The 14,950-nt window shown below is 59.5% G+C and carries 16 protein-coding genes; 11 read left to right on the top strand and 5 right to left on the bottom strand.

What is annotated here, in order from left to right; genetic code table 11:
- Positions 1–5: 5 nt before the first annotated feature.
- From B0G57_RS04665 to B0G57_RS04650, 4 genes are all read right to left on the bottom strand, one after another.
- A complete protein-coding gene (locus B0G57_RS04665; RefSeq protein ID WP_018439458.1) occupies positions 6–773 on the bottom strand; it encodes an SDR family oxidoreductase in 768 nt (255 codons plus the stop codon).
- A 48-nt stretch (positions 774–821) separates the two neighbouring features.
- A complete protein-coding gene (locus tag B0G57_RS04660; RefSeq protein ID WP_020566048.1) occupies positions 822–1,847 on the bottom strand; it encodes an aldo/keto reductase in 1,026 nt (341 codons plus the stop codon).
- 122 nt (positions 1,848–1,969) lie between these two features.
- Entirely contained in the window at positions 1,970–3,175 is a 1,206-nt protein-coding gene (locus tag B0G57_RS04655; RefSeq protein ID WP_035468339.1) for an arabinose transporter, read from the bottom strand.
- Between the two features lie 232 nt (positions 3,176–3,407).
- Complete coding sequence (locus B0G57_RS04650) at positions 3,408–4,334, bottom strand: LysR family transcriptional regulator (protein WP_051089975.1); 927 nt, start codon at positions 4,332–4,334, stop codon at positions 3,408–3,410.
- 90 nt (positions 4,335–4,424) lie between these two features.
- On the opposite strand from B0G57_RS04650, the gene B0G57_RS04645 reads away from it, so the two are divergent.
- Genes B0G57_RS04645 through dmpG form a run of 8 tightly spaced genes read left to right on the top strand, consistent with a single transcriptional unit; the run spans position 4,425 to position 11,160 of the window.
- Entirely contained in the window at positions 4,425–5,288 is an 864-nt protein-coding gene (locus B0G57_RS04645; RefSeq protein WP_026229453.1) for a VOC family protein, read from the top strand.
- Positions 5,285–5,956: a class II aldolase/adducin family protein gene (locus B0G57_RS04640; RefSeq protein ID WP_026229454.1), complete on the top strand. Its 672-nt coding sequence runs from the start codon at positions 5,285–5,287 to the stop codon at positions 5,954–5,956. The genes B0G57_RS04645 and B0G57_RS04640 overlap by 4 nt, the downstream gene beginning before the upstream one ends.
- Before the next feature lie 12 nt (positions 5,957–5,968).
- A complete protein-coding gene (locus B0G57_RS04635) occupies positions 5,969–7,435 on the top strand; it encodes a 2-hydroxymuconic semialdehyde dehydrogenase (RefSeq protein WP_018439464.1) in 1,467 nt (488 codons plus the stop codon).
- Positions 7,432–8,223 (top strand): 2-keto-4-pentenoate hydratase, encoded by a 792-nt coding sequence (gene mhpD / locus B0G57_RS04630; protein WP_018439465.1) that lies wholly within the window; start codon positions 7,432–7,434, stop codon positions 8,221–8,223. The genes B0G57_RS04635 and mhpD overlap by 4 nt, the downstream gene beginning before the upstream one ends.
- The gene (locus tag B0G57_RS04625) at positions 8,220–8,990 is read left to right on the top strand and encodes a 2-keto-4-pentenoate hydratase (protein ID WP_018439466.1); all 771 of its coding nucleotides are present in this window, start codon (positions 8,220–8,222) and stop codon (positions 8,988–8,990) included. Before mhpD ends, B0G57_RS04625 begins: the two co-directional genes overlap by 4 nt.
- A gap of 11 nt (positions 8,991–9,001) precedes the next feature.
- A complete protein-coding gene (locus B0G57_RS04620) occupies positions 9,002–9,193 on the top strand; it encodes a 4-oxalocrotonate tautomerase (RefSeq protein ID WP_018439467.1) in 192 nt (63 codons plus the stop codon).
- A gap of 4 nt (positions 9,194–9,197) precedes the next feature.
- Complete coding sequence (locus B0G57_RS04615) at positions 9,198–10,118, top strand: acetaldehyde dehydrogenase (acetylating) (protein ID WP_018439468.1); 921 nt, start codon at positions 9,198–9,200, stop codon at positions 10,116–10,118.
- Positions 10,119–10,128: 10 nt separating this feature from the next.
- The gene (gene dmpG, locus B0G57_RS04610; protein WP_020566051.1) at positions 10,129–11,160 is read left to right on the top strand and encodes a 4-hydroxy-2-oxovalerate aldolase; all 1,032 of its coding nucleotides are present in this window, start codon (positions 10,129–10,131) and stop codon (positions 11,158–11,160) included.
- Between the two features lie 102 nt (positions 11,161–11,262).
- Here dmpG and B0G57_RS04605 read toward each other — a convergent pair whose 3' ends face one another.
- Positions 11,263–12,000: a TetR/AcrR family transcriptional regulator gene (locus tag B0G57_RS04605; RefSeq protein ID WP_018439470.1), complete on the bottom strand. Its 738-nt coding sequence runs from the start codon at positions 11,998–12,000 to the stop codon at positions 11,263–11,265.
- A gap of 339 nt (positions 12,001–12,339) precedes the next feature.
- Here B0G57_RS04605 and B0G57_RS04600 point away from each other — a divergent pair, with 339 nt between their 5' ends.
- From B0G57_RS04600 to B0G57_RS30805, 3 genes are all read left to right on the top strand, one after another.
- Positions 12,340–13,320 carry a TAXI family TRAP transporter solute-binding subunit gene (locus B0G57_RS04600; RefSeq protein ID WP_018439471.1) on the top strand — a complete coding sequence of 327 codons (981 nt, stop codon included), beginning with the start codon at positions 12,340–12,342 and terminating at the stop codon, positions 13,318–13,320.
- Between the two features lie 385 nt (positions 13,321–13,705).
- Entirely contained in the window at positions 13,706–14,359 is a 654-nt protein-coding gene (locus tag B0G57_RS04595; protein ID WP_146013311.1) for a cupin domain-containing protein, read from the top strand.
- Entirely contained in the window at positions 14,353–14,949 is a 597-nt protein-coding gene (locus tag B0G57_RS30805; protein ID WP_020566052.1) for a hypothetical protein, read from the top strand. Before B0G57_RS04595 ends, B0G57_RS30805 begins: the two co-directional genes overlap by 7 nt.
- Position 14,950: the final 1 nt, after the last annotated feature.

Here is a 14,950-nt window from a genome sequence, read left to right as displayed (position 1 = left end):
CGGCTTCAGTGGGCTGTAAAGCCACCATCGACCGGCAAGCCGACGCCCACGACGAAGCTCGCCCCCGGACTGCATAGCCACAGTACTGCGGCGGCAACTTCATCGGCTCGTCCAAGGCGACCGATGGACTGTTCTTTCAGTATCACCTTCATTGCATCGGCCTGCCCCTGGAGCATGTCTTGCACCATGGGAGTATCGATGGTCCCGGGACAAACGGCGTTGATGCGTATGCCGCGGGACGCGTATTCGACGCCAGCGCTCTTCGTCATCCCGAGTACGGCATGCTTCGTTCCATGATAGGCCGCCCGCTCGGGAAGCCCGACCAAGCCACCGAGCGAGGAGTTGTTGACGATCGCGCCCGATCCCCGGGCGCGCATCACGCGCAGTTCGTGCTTCATGCTTGCCCAGACGCCGAACTGGTTGACTGCCACCACGCGCTGGAAGTTTTCGACCGGTTCGTCCGCCGCATCGTTAGGGGGCACCTGGATGCCGGCGTTGTTGAATGCCATGTCGAGCCGCCCGTACTCCGCTACGGCCCGATCAACGGCGGCAGCGATCTGGGCTTCGTCGGTGACGTCGCAGGCGACGCCTATCGCAATGCCGCCTTCGTCGGCAATGTTTTGTGCTTCCCGGGAGGCGAGGTCCCCGTCAAGATCGGCCAGGACCACGGAGGCCCCGCTTTGCGCAAATGCACGAGCTGCAGCGAGACCCATGCCCATCGCAGCCCCAGTGACGAAGGCCACCTGGCCTTTGAAGTTATAGGTCGGATTCATGTTTCATTTCCCTGGTGGAACAATTGTCTAAATCGATGGTTTCGGCTGTCAGCCGCGCGGCGGCGTAATAGTCGGTGGGTCGTCAGGAAGCGGCGGAACGATCCCGTCGACTGGATGAGGCACATAAGGTGCCTCTAGCGCCTCGATTTCATCGTCGGTCAAAGAGAAGTCGAGCGCCTCGATCGCTGTCGCAAGATGCTCAGGCTTGGTCGCCCCGATGATTGGCGCGGTTACTGCCGGTTTCGCCAGCAGCCAGGCGAGCGCGACATACGCCCGTGGAACGCCATGATCGTCGGCAATCCGCGCTACCACATCGACTACTTTCCGGTCCTGTGCCTCTGTGCTGAGATACATCTGTATGGCGAACGCATCGTTCTTCGTGCGGTGGGTGCTTTCGCTCCAGTCGCGTGTCAGCCTGCCCCGTGCCATAGGACTCCACGGGATGACGCCTACTCCCTGGTCGGAGCAAAGCGGCAGCATCTCGCGCTCCTCTTCACGATAGAGGAGGTTGTACTGGGGTTGCATGGAGATGAAACGTGTCCAGCCGTTGCGCTCGGCAACGCGCTGCATCTTGGCGAAACGCCATGCCTCCATCGACGAGGCGCCGAGGTAGCGCGCTTTTCCAGCTTTGACGATGTCGTGAAGCGCCTCCATCGTCTCCTCGATCGGCGTACCGTGGTCAAAGCGATGGATCTGATACAGATCGACGTAGTCCATGCCAAGTCGCTGCAGGCTGTCGTCGATGGACTGGAATAGCGCCTTGCGCGAAAGAAAGCCGGTATTGGGCGAATTTCTCCAAGGAAAGAATGCCTTCGTCGCGACTACGATCTCTTCGCGTCGCGCCATGTCGTTAAGCGCACGCCCGGTAATTTCCTCAGAACTGCCGCCGGAATAGATGTTCGCCGTATCGAAGAAGTTGATTCCTGCCTCGAGTGCCTGACGAAAGAACGGCCGGGACGTTTGTTCATCCAGCGACCAAGGTTGGGGCAAACGGGCCGGTTCCCCGTAGCTCATGCAACCCAGACAAAGGCGTGAAACCTTGAGGCCGGTCCGGCCAAGATTGACGTATTGCATTTGCTTCTCCGGATGATCGAGACTTTGGGCGACGACTATCCGCGTTCACGAAGTCGTGATTTCTGCCCAGAAAGGAAACAGGCGACATACACTTGTCGAGCAGGTAACGCGGAGCTCGCGTGTCATATGAGATGCGCTTCTCGAGCGGGTTCAGCAGACGAATGAAGCCTCATTGCGATTGGTACGGCGCAAAGGGCGAGAATCGCACTAATCAGAAAGACGGGCCCAAGCCCCGTTACATTGGCGACGAGGCCGAGCAGAGGCGCAAAGACGCCGAGCGCGAGATCGATGAACGCAGTGTAGATACCCATGGCCAACCCTTTGGCGTTCGTTGGCGCCCTCGCTACAGCTTCCATGCCGAAGCCGGGATAGATGAGCGCATAGCCGAATCCCGCCAGCGCAGTCCCCGCGAAGGCGAGCCATGCGGCAGGTGCGGCCCAGACGAGCGCCATACCGAAGCTGTAGATTGTGACGAAGATGACGGCAGTACGCGCGCCCCCGAGGCGATCGGGCAATGCACCGCAAAAGACCCGTGCCACCATCAGCGCTGCGGCGAATGCGGTGAAGGAGAGCCACGCGGGCTGCCAGCCGCGTTGAACGAACAGCAGGACGGAGAACGCGGTCATGATGCCGTAGCCAAGACCTGGAAACGCCATGCCCAGCCCCGGCAGCCAGACGGCTTTCAGTACTTTCCCGACGATTTCTCCATTCTCGGATCGGGTTCTGGCATCCGGAACCCGACTGATGAGAAGCATTGTCACGACTGCGCCGGCCAAAGTGGCGAGCCCGATCGAAGCAAAGCCAAATTTTTCGAACAGAAAACTGCCGAGCGGTGCACCAGCGGCCAGTGCCACGAACATCGATGTTCCGATCCACGCGATCATTTTGCCGACATTGCCCGGACCGGCGAGTGCGAGGCACCAGCTTTGCGACCCGGTCATGATGAAACTCTCGGCGCCGCCGAGCAGCGCGCGACCCATGAACAAAATCGCGACGGACAGCGACGGATTGCGGGAGAACATCAGGGACAACAGGTACAGAAGTCCGGCCAGCGCGGCCAACGCAAGGCCTGTGGAAACGGCGAACTTCGGCCCCCGCCGGTCTGCAATCGCGCCGGACCACAGTCGGGAGATCAGCGACGATGCAAATTGGGCACCGGAGACCAAACCGACAGTGAATGTTCCGAAGCCAAGAGTGCGATGGATGTGCAGCGGCAAAGCGGGCAGCGCGGCACCCGTGACCAGAAACACGGTGAAGACGCACGTCATCAGCGAGAGCAAAGAGCGGTCGGCCGCTGCCGAATGGTATTGCGGTGGCGTCACGGGCATTTCCATCGAGCGGTGAGCTCGTCAGCGTCGAGCGGTTCAGCATCGTCTCAGCGCATCGTGCGCGCTATTTGGCGTCGAATTTAGCGCAATGGTCGCGATTTGTTTAGCCGGCGTTGGGTTGACGGACCAATGAGCTGCATTCACAAAGCGGCAGCGACCGCGAACACCACGGGCGGAGACCGCGCAAGCTCATCCCAATCGATGTGACGCATCGATGTAATGACAGCCCGACTCATTCGCCGAAAAGCCGCAAAAAGGTCTCGCGCAACCAGCCCACCGCAGGGTCGCCGTGGAAGCGCCGGTGCCAGACCATCGACACGTCGAAGCGGGGAAATTGCACGGGCGGAGCGAGCAGTTGAAGTTCGACGTGCTCCGCGACGAGTGCGGCAAGGTTGCTCGGCACAACGGCCACCAGATCGCTGTTCGCGACAATCGGACCAATAGTCAAAAAGCTATCGACGCGCATCGCGACAACCGCTTTTACTCCGGCTCCCGTCAACACCTTCTCTACAGCTGCCGCATGACGCGTCCCTTGCGGACTACCCACAACGTGAGATAGGTCGCGCAGTTGGCTTGCGCGTATACGGCCGTTGACGCTGGGATGACCCGCGCGGGCGATGTACACAAACTTCTCCTCGAAAAGCTTCCTCTCATGCACCTGCTTGCCGAGGCCCGGTAGAAATCCCACTGCGAGATCTATGTCGCCGTTGTCCAAGCCTACCTGCAATTCTGCGCGTGACGCGGATACGGTATCGATGCCCACGTTCGGAGCATGCTTGGCAAACCATTGTGCGAGCCGAGGCAGGAAATAGCGTTCGCCAATGTCGCTCAGCGCCACGCGAAAGCGTCGCGTGTCATCCATCGGTGAAAACGTCGGCTTTTCAACCGTCCTTCGCACCATCGCCAATGCAGTTAATACCGGTTCCGCCAGAGACTGCGCGAACCCGGTCGGCTCGACCCCCCGGCGATGTCGCACAAACAGTTCGTCCCGGTAGGTATCTCGCAGTCGAGCCAAACCGCGGCTGACTGCCGGTTGTGAAAGGCCGAGTCGCTCCCCAGCAGCAGTCAGGTTGCGCGTGCGCCATACGCACTCGAAGAGCTCAAGCAAATTGAGATCCAAATGCGGCGTAGAGCGCGCGTTGTCATCACGCATTCGCATATCACGATTCCATTATTTTCATTTCACGGATATCTCGGAGAGGCCTACATTATCAACGTTCCCAACACGCAGTCCTCTAAGGGTTATCACTTGATCGAGCTCCACGATATCCGCTATGTCAGGCTCGGCACGCGAGATCTTGCTGCCGCAGACGAGTATGCGCAAAAAATCCTCGGTCTGGAGGTCGCACGAACCGAGGCCGGCACGAGCTATTACCGCAGCGACGATCGAGATCACACGCTCGTGTATTTCGCCGGTGATCCGCAAAATCACGTGGTCGGATTCGAGTTGCGTACGGCAGACGAACTCGACCACGCCGCGTCCCATCTCAGCAATGCAGGAATCGACGTGCACGCCGGAAGCGCCGAAGAGTGCGAGCGGCGCCACGTGAAGGCGTTCGTGAACTTCCGTGACCCTAGTGGCAACAGTATCGACCTGGTTGCGAGGCCGCATCACAGCGGGCGCCGCTATTTTCCGTCGCGTGATGCCGGCATCACCGGATTTAGCCACGTCGGGCTCTGCACGACCAACGCTGTACGAGACGAAAAGTTCTGGACAGAGATCCTCGGTGCGCGGGTAAGCGACAGGATAGGCGATGCGCCTCTTTTGCGGATCGACGAAGTTCACCACAAAGTCGCGCTTTTTCCGGCATTGAAACCTGGCGTGCAGCATATCAACCACCAGGTCGAAACTGTCGACGACGTAATGCGCGCGTGGTACTTGCTGAAACGCAACGGCGTGCGCGTCGTGTTCGGGCCCGGCCGACATCCCACATCGGGGGCCATTTTTCTGTACTTTGAGGGGCCGGACGGCATGGTGTATGAATATTCCACCGGAGTGCGCCATATCACGGCAGGCGCTGAGCCGTTTTATCAGCCACGCCAGTTTCCGAGAATCAACAGCTCCTTTTGCATGTGGGGTTCTGAACCAGACATTGCGGAATTTAGAACATGACAATGGACGTGGAAACGGAGCTTCGCGTCGCGGCTCGTGCCCTCGCTCGGCATGGGCTTGTGCATGCATATGGGCATGTTAGCGTGCGCCTCGACCCCAATCGCTTCCTCGTTTGCGCGGCGCGGCCCATGGCACTTATCCGCGCCGGGGAAACAGGGACGATCGTTGCAGTGACGGGACCACTTCCCGAAGGGGTACTCGGCGAAGTGAGAGTTCACCAGCAGATATACGCACGGCGACCGGACGTACGTGCGGTCGCTCGGATCATGCCGCCCGCGGTGATGGCGTTGAGTACGGCGCACCGCACACCGCGGCCTCGTCACGGCTTCGGTTCCTACTTTCGCCGCGGTGCGGCGCTCTGGGATGACCCGCAGTTGTTGCGTGACGATGTCGCGGCGAAATCATTGGCCCAGACGCTTGGCGACGAAACAGCCGTCGTTATGCGCGGAAACGGTGCGGTGATCGCCGCCGATTCGCTGATGAGAGCGGTTGTGCTCTGCTGGTACCTCGAGGATGCGGCTCGCGTCGAGCTTGCGATTCTGGGAGCAGGCCTGGAGCAGGCATCCGCAGTTCTCGGCGAAGCAGAATGCGGCCGCCGCGCGACTGCATCCGGCCAAATTTTTGAACGCATGTGGGACTACCTCACAGCATGCGACCCAGAACTCTAGAGGGAAGTAGCAATGATCCTGAATTTCGTCAACGGTGGCTATCGGGAAGGCACGGCAGGCAAGCGCTTTCCAAATATCGATCCCTGCACAGGCAGACTTTTGATGCAGGTGAGCGAAGCCGGCAAAGAGGACGTGGATGATGCCGTTCGAGCCGCACGCGGCGCTCTTTCTGGCGCATGGGGCAACTTGACGCTCGTTCAGCGTTGCGATTTGCTGTACGCCGTTGCCGCCGAAATCGATTGCCGCAAGGACGACTTTATCGCGGCAGAAGTAGCCGATACGGGGAAACCGCGAGCACTGGCGGCGCATCTCGACATTCCGCGTGGCGCGGCGAACTTTCGCGCGTTCGCGGACGCCGTTCGCAACGTGCCGACAGAGTGCTTCACCGGGACGGCTCCGGACGGAAAACCCGCGCTCAACTATGCACTGCGCAGACCAAAGGGCGTCATCGCGGTGGTGTGTCCGTGGAACCTTCCGCTGTTGCTGATGACATGGAAGGTTGCGCCGGCGCTCGCGTGCGGTAATGCGGTGGTGGTGAAGCCTTCCGAAGAGACGCCTGCCACCGCGACGCTGCTGGGGGAGGTGATGAATGCGGTAGGCGTACCTGCAGGCGTCTACAACGTCGTCCATGGATTTGGACCGGATTCCGCGGGCGAGTTTCTTGTAGGTCATCCCGACGTCGACGCGATCACTTTCACCGGAGAGACGCGTACTGGTGCCGCAATTCTGAAGACGAGCGCAGAGGGGATCAAGCCGGTCTCGATGGAACTGGGTGGAAAAAATCCTGCGCTCGTGTTTGCCGATGCCGACATCCATGCAGCAATCGCGGGGCTGAAGCGCTCGGTGTTCGAAAATTCGGGGCAGGTGTGTTTGGGGACGGAGCGCGTGTACGTCGAGCGGCCGATGTTTGACAAGGTCGTTGACGCATTGGCTGTCGCCGCACGGACTCTGAAGCCGGGAGGGCCGGAGGATCCGGAAGCCAATTTCGGCCCGCTTATTTCTCGCGAGCATCAAAGCAAGGTCCTCAGCTACTACGCGCTGGCGCACGAAGAGGGCGCGATCGTCCACTGCGGCGGAGGCGTGCCGGATATGCCAGCGCATCTGCGCGACGGCGCATGGATACAGCCAACGATCTGGACAGGGCTGTCCCGCGATTCGCGCGTATTGACCGAGGAGATTTTTGGCCCTTGCTGCCATATCGAACCGTTCGATACGGAGGAGGAGGCGATTCGTTTAGCCAACGCCACGCCGTATGGTCTGGCCGCATCGATCTACACCAGCGACGTGAACCGGGCGCATCGCGTCAGCGCAAAGCTTGCGGTCGGGATCGTATGGGTTAATACATGGTTCTTGCGTGACCTGCGCACCGCGTTTGGCGGATCGGGCAAGTCCGGGATAGGGCGCGAAGGTGGTGTGCATTCACTCGAGTTTTACACCGAGCTATCCAACGTGTGCCTGAAGCTGGAGCCGCAAGCATGAATGCTCAAGCCCATTTGGCCGCGGCCGATGCGTTGGCGCAGGCTGCTCGCACCGGCCAGGCGATCGCACCGCTGCGTGAAACGTACCCGCAATTCGACGGTGACGATGCCTATGCCGTGCAAGAGATCAACACACGCCGTCAACTTGAGAGCGGCGCACGGCTGATCGGTCGCAAGGTCGGACTGACTGCACGCAGCGTACAGCAGCAACTCGGCGTGGATCAACCCGACTTCGGGATGTTGTTCGACAACATGGCTTTCCAGGAAGGGGAGCCCATCGCATGGATGCGCTTGATGCAGCCGAAAGTTGAAGCGGAGATTGCGCTTGTGCTCGAGCGGGATTTGCCCCAACCCGGGGTAACGGTCGCTGATATGCTCCGCGCGACTGCTTTCGTGCTGCCAGCCATCGAAGTTGTCGGCAGCCGCATTGCCGATTGGAATATTCGCTTCATCGACACCGTCGCCGACAATGCGTCGAGTTCTGCGTTCGTGCTCGGCAGCATGCCTGTGTCGTTGTCCGGGCTCGATTTGCGGCTGGCCGGCATGGTGATGGAGCGACGCGGAGAACAAGTATCGGTGGGCGCCGGCGCCGCTTGTCTTGGCCATCCAATGAATGCCGCGGTATGGCTCGCCAACACTATGGCATCGCGCAACAGGCCGCTGATGGCCGGAGACGTGGTTCTGACGGGCGCACTCGGTCCTATGGTCGAGGTTCGGCCTGGCGACATATTCGAAGCACGCATCGATGGTTTGGGTTCCGTGCGTGCCGTATTCGGAGACAACAAATGAACGAACGCATTGCCATGCTCGCGCAACGTTTAGACGACGCCGCTCGTAGTGCCTGTGCGATTGCGCAATTCGGTGACCTCGAAGGACTGACGACGTCCGACGCCTACGCGATACAGGCTGCTTCCGTTGCGCGACGATTGAACCGCGGAGACCGACGCAGCGGCGTCAAAATGGGTTTTACGAGCCGAGCCAAGATGGCACAGATGGGAGTGCATGACGTTATCTGGGGGCGCTTGACCGAGGAAATGGCACTCGAGGAATGCAGCACTGTTTCGCTCTCGCGCTACGTGCATCCGCGCGTCGAGCCTGAGCTCGCATTTCTATTGGCCAAACCGCTTGGGGCTTGCGTCAGTCTGGTCGAGGCACTGGATGCGGTTGCGGGCATTGCGCCGGCTCTCGAATTGATTGATTCCCGTTATGAAAACTTCAAGTTCTCGCTGACGGACGTCATTGCCGACAACGCTTCGTCGTCCGGTTATGTGATTGGTCCCTGGGCCGATTCGCGGCGCGACTTTTCGAATCTGGGCCTCGTGCTGAGCATCGACGGTCAGGCGCGACAAATCGGCAGTACAGCCGGAATCATGGGGCATCCATTACGCTCGCTCGTTGCGGCGGCGCGGCTTGCCGCCGCCGCCAGGGAGCCATTGCAGGCTGGCTGGATTGTGATGGCCGGCGGTGCGACGGCCGCCGAGGCCCTCGCGCCAGGGATGCACGTCCGTTGCGAAATGCAAGGGCTCGGTTCTGTCGAATTCAATACGGCTGAATAGGAGTCGATCGCATGCCATTGATACAGGTTACGTTGATTGAGGGACGAACGATCAACGCGAAGGCGGCGCTAATCGACCATTTGACAGAGGCTGCGGTTGAAGCGCTCGGTGCGCCGCGTGAGTCGGTGCGCGTAATTATTCAAGAAGTGCCGGCGGCCCATTGGGGCGTCGGTGGCGTACCGAAATCGACCCAGAAGGAGTAGCCGCGTGAATCGAAAGTTAAAGGTCGCGATTATCGGATCGGGCAACATTGGCACGGATCTGATGATCAAGGTGATGCGTCAGGGCAGTCGCGTCGAAATGGCGGCGATGGCGGGCGTGGATCCAGCTTCCGAAGGGTTGGCACGAGCGGCACGCCTCGGTGTTGCGACGACGGCCGACGGGATCGAAGGGTTGATGCGCATGCCCGTCTTCGAGGAAATCAGTCTCGTATTCGACGCGACATCGGCAGCGGCGCACCGTCAGCATGCGAGCCTCCTGGAGAATTCCGGTGTACAGGTGATCGACCTCACACCCGCCGCGATCGGACCTTATGTGGTGCCGGTCGTCAATGGAGAGGCTCATCGTGGCACGAAGAACATCAATATGGTCACATGCGGTGGCCAAGCGACCATCCCGGTCATAGCCGCCGTATCGAAAGTGGTACGGGTGCACTATGGCGAGATCGTCGCGTCTATCGCCAGCCGTTCCGCAGGACCCGGAACGCGCGCGAACATCGACGAATTTACCCAAACCACGGCGCGCGCGATCGAGGTCGTGGGAGGCGCGCAATGCGGTAAAGCGATCATTATTCTCAACCCGGCGGAACCGCCGCTGATGATGCGCGACACGGTGTTCACATTGAGTGAACAAGCGGACGAGCGACAGGTGGCGGACAGCATTGGCGCAATGGTCGAGAAAGTTCAGGGGTACGTGCCCGGCTATCGCCTCAAGCAAGAGGTGCAATTCGAACAAGCAGAGGTCGCACTGCCGGGAGCGGGTCGCATCCGTGGACTAAAAACCACCGTGCTGCTGGAAGTGCGGGGAGCGGCGCACTATTTGCCGGAATACGCCGGCAATCTCGACATCATGACTTCTGCGGCGTTGGCGTGTGCCGAATCGCAGGCCTTGGCGCTCGTTGTCGAGTGACGGAGCAAACGTGAACAAGAAACTTTATGTCTCGGACGTCACCCTGCGTGACGGAAGTCATGCTGTGCGGCATCAGTACAGCGTTGCCCAGGCGGTGCAGATTGCCAAGGCCTTGGATGCCGCGCGCGTCGATTCCATTGAGGTAGCCCATGGCGACGGGTTAGCGGGATCGAGCTTCAACTACGGATTCGGCGCCCACTCGGATCTCGAATGGATCGAGGCGGTCGCCAATGTCGTGGAACACGCCCGGGTCGCGACGCTGTTGCTGCCGGGTATCGGAACCGTGCGCGATTTGCGCAACGCGTTTGCGGCCGGCGCCCGAACCGTGCGGATTGCCACGCACTGTACTGAGGCCGACGTATCGCGTCAGCACATCGAGACGGCTCGCGCCCTGGGGATGGATACGGTCGGGTTCCTGATGATGAGTCACATGACGACCCCCGACCGATTGGCGCAGGAGGCGTTGAAGATGGAGTCGTATGGCGCAACGTGCGTCTACGTGGTCGACTCTGGGGGCGCACTCAGCATGAATGACGTGCGCGAGCGTTTTCGTGCGTTAAAGCAGGTGTTGAGACCTCACACGCAAACAGGAATACACGCACATCACAACTTGAGCCTGGGCGTCGCGAACTCGATCGTCGCCGTGGAAGAAGGCTGCGATCGTATCGACGCGTCCCTCGCCGGCATGGGCGCCGGTGCCGGCAACGCGCCACTGGAAGTTTTCATTGCTGCCGCGGAGCGTCTCGGGTGGGTCCATGACTGTAATCTGATGGCGCTCATGAATGCGGCTGACGATATCGTCCGCCCATTGCAGGACCGGCCCGTGCGCGTTGACCGTGAGACGTTGGCGCTGGGCTACGCGGGCGTCTATTCGAGCTTCCTGCGTCATGCGGAGACTGCCGCGAAGCGATATGGCCTCGAGACTGTCGATATTCTCGTCGAATTGGGGCGCCGAAGAATGGTCGGGGGGCAGGAGGACATGATCGTCGATGTTGCCCTGGACCTTTTGCAAGCACAAAGCCAAAAACAAACTGCCGGCTGAGCGGGGCCGGGGCTCGCGTCAGTCAGTGCCGCGGTTGGGCCTTCGTCATCCATCAGCAAGAGAACTCACGCATGTCGATTGCGGTAACGATTGGCTCGCTGCTCAATTCTTTCGGCTACGCGGGGGACGCGAGGCGTGGCGCTCTTCCGTCCGAAGGGGGCGGGCCGCCTTGGTTGAATTTTTCTGGTCACTGATTGAGGCCCGCGTTTGTTCTCCATCTTTGTGCGAAACGCTCTCACAGAAGTGCGATGCTCGTATTGCGGCGATGACCAAGGTCATTGTTGCGGATGGGCCCGTCTTCACGTCTTCACGGGACGAAGAAATGGCAAGGCCCCGAGCCAACCCCCACAGTGCACGGATTACCAGAATGGCATCATCGGCGTCGATGCCGCGCGCCGTCAAATGAGGCAGCCAGAGCGCCTCAATTGCCGTGCGCTGCGACGCCGCGAGTGTAATGGCCGTGTCGCCGACGAATGTGTGACGGCGGGTCGACAGGAATATATCAAGGTAAATGAGAAATTCGGGCGTCGAATAGAAGCGTTGCGCGCTGTTCGCAATCAGCACAAGGACATCTTCCTTGCCAGTGTCCTGTGCGGCGTCCCGCTTCGCCATGTCCATTACGTGTGTAGACAGGCGCTCGAGCACGGCAACGACGAGAGATTCCTTGCTCGCAAAGTGATGGAGGTAGCCACCGAGGGAGATACCTGCCTCTTGCGCTACAGCGGCGACCCGTAGCGCGGCGTAGCCATGTTGCGCTAGCAACCTGGTCGCTGCAATCAAAATCTGCTCACGTGTGGCCTCTTTCCGCTCGCTACGGAGAGTCTTCTCGTCATGGGCCATTCGCTACACCTCCGATAGAGTTCGTGGGGACTAGCAGAGCGGGACCGCATGGTCGCTCCAGTGCAGTCCGCAAGACATGCGTGGACCGTATTTGTCTGCCCGGCGCTGACGCGGCCGAATGTTCGCCGGGGCGCTGTTACATGTCAAGAGGCGCCGAGAGGCGGTGGAGGGCGCAATGTTACGCCTTTGTTCGCAATTGCCTCGATGCTTGTCAGTTTTAACAGTACGTATATACTGTCAGTGAGGCGTAGGTCAATGTGCCTTTTGGATCGACGCCCAGTTTTAAGAGCCGAAGACGGCCAGCGCCTCTACCAACATGACATAGGAGGATTTGCAGGAATGGGACAAACGCAGCGAGGAGAGAAAGTCACCGGCCCAAAGGTCGACTTCAAGGCCATGGCAGACTGGGGCAACGCGAACTTTCATGCCATCGCGGGATGGATACTGGCGCACCTGCGCTGGCAGTCCGAACCAGGCTCGACGTTCTGGATCAAAACCGGAACTGGCTATGGCGATAACATTCGCGCGCTCGTGAGCCGGGAGGTCGATCTCACCATTACGACTCCATATAACCTGACACCGGAATGGGCCATCGCCGGCAGCCACTACTTTGCGGGTGACGGCGCAGCACCCGCCATCCGGTCGTTGGGCTGGCTTCCTCAAAACGATCGACTCGTCTTCGCGATTCGAGAAGACACTGGCATTAGCTCTTTCCAGGACCTGCGCGATCGCAAGTTCCCCCTCAAGCTTGCGAGTGGTTTTCGCACGCCTGATAACCTCATGATGTGGGTGATCGATAGGGTTCTCGAAGAGCATGGCATCGAAGTTGAAGCGTGGGGCGGCGAGTGGGTCGAACATGATTTCCCTCGGATCTGCGTACCGTTCGTGACGAAGGGGCAAGCGAATGCCGTGATAAATGAGGCAATCGTTGTTCCGCAATGGCGCGAGCTGGTTGAGCAAGTGCCGATGCGATTCCTATCGTACGAGGCGCCCGCGCTGGAAGCGCTCACCCAAAAGTATGGCTTGCGGCCGGGAATTCTTCCCAAGGGCTATCTGCGGGCGTCTGAAGATGTGGCATGCCTGGACTGGTCGAATTGGGCGATCTTGGTGCGCGAGGACATGGACGAAGAACTTGCCTTCCTGGTGACCTCTATCATGGTCGAACAGCGTGCCGAACTGGAGGCGCGTTATCGGCACCAGCCGTCTGACATTGCAGCAATGACCTATCCCATCGATCCCTATGTGATGTGGCAGGGTGTCGGGGCACCGCTTCATCCCGGTGCTGAGCGCTACTATCGGGAACACGGTTATATGGAATAGGAGAGGACCAGTATCGCGAATTCGGTAGGGTCGCCGAACGCCGACCCTGCGTCGCCCGGCTGCTTGGCATCCCGTGAGACATCCGGCGAGAAATTGACGCAACCTCGCAAAAAGTCGCGCAACGACGTTATCGTCAAGCCGAATATGCGCATATCAATCGGTATTAAAGGTAGGCAAGGTCGAGTGGCCTCCTAAAATGGTCCGTATAAACCCGTGTTGTCAATAACATTACGGATGCATACCATATATCATTAGAAAACTAATTATAGTTGGTGGATCAAGAAAGGACGGATTGCTGCTGGTGATGTCGTTCAATAGGCGGTTGTCTTATTTGCCGGTGATCGTCTTCCGTTGGGATGCCGTGGTTCATAGGAGGAGGTGCAACATGATCTATTCAGATCTGTACATAGACGAGCCCTTGGAGTCCATCGAGAGGGACTGGAATTACTTTCAAGACACGTTGGTCAAGCAATTTTTTGGTTTCAAGGATGTTGGCGACAACGTGGTCGGGATTCGTCTTGTCGAAAATCGATCGCTCGAAGATATTGGTCAGGGGAAATCGAGCCCGATCGGACTCGTGGAGACACGCAAGAACTTCGAAATCGGGCCGAGCGGGCTCGTGGAAGTGCCGCGCACCCCCTTCTCCATTCACGTCACGCGAGCCGGTACGCCGCACCACGCGCAGCACGTGTTTGGGTACTGGCACATCAATGACAAAGATGAAATTATCATCACGCTTCCTCCCGAAGGCGATCAACCAGGTCGGCTCGTCGTCGTCATGGGCAAGCCCACTGGCCGGGAGACTGATCGTTTTGCGTGGTATTGCGAAAAGTGCCTGACGCTGCTCTTCATGCGCGAGTGCAGGACAGGCGAAGATTTTAGGAAATTCTGGGGCGCTGAGCTCGCCGCAGTGCGTGAATTCAATGCGAGCCCCAAGCACCAGGTCTGCCCGGATTGCGGACACAAAAACCCTTTGGGCTATTCGGCGATGCAGCCTGCGGACCGTCCCGAAGAGAGGGCTGCGAGGTTGCAATGGTGAGCCGCGGCTACGTTCCCTCAGCCTCGCGTATTCCGGCTCCGGACATGTCGTTTGCGCGACTTTTCGCAGACACGACCGTAGGCTGGCAGCAGCGGGGGCAGTATGCAATCTGGACTGGTGCGAACGCACCAGGCGATCCCAAGTTCCAACTGCTCGAACGACATCAGAATAGAGTCGCCGTCATCGTCTCCAATGATGAAGGCGCCGTGATGCACAAGATCGCGTCAGGGAGGGCATTCACCGTTGAGAACGTCATGGGTTATTGGCTGTCGTTCGATTGCGATGCGATCTGGCTGGACCTGCCCAATCAAAATGGGCAATACACCATGCTCGCTGTCGGCGGCGCAATTGGCAAGCCCGCCCATGCGGAAATAGATTGCCCTTGTCCCCGCTGCGGAACCGCACTGGGGCGTCAGTCGTTCGCTATCGGTCCGCGAGGTTTCGATCGTCTTCTCGACAGTGCCGAAGTTTGGGTCGCCGATTTCAATGCCACGGAGGAAAAGAGGACATGCCCCCACTGCGGCGGCGTTCATCCAGCGACTTATGGGCTTGTGCGCGACAAGTCCCAACAGCCGCATATCGGAGGCTGAC

It is taken from the genome of Trinickia symbiotica (assembly GCF_002934455.1).
Lineage (GTDB): Bacteria > Pseudomonadota > Gammaproteobacteria > Burkholderiales > Burkholderiaceae > Trinickia > Trinickia symbiotica.
This window is presented reverse-complemented; position numbering and strand designations above follow the sequence as displayed.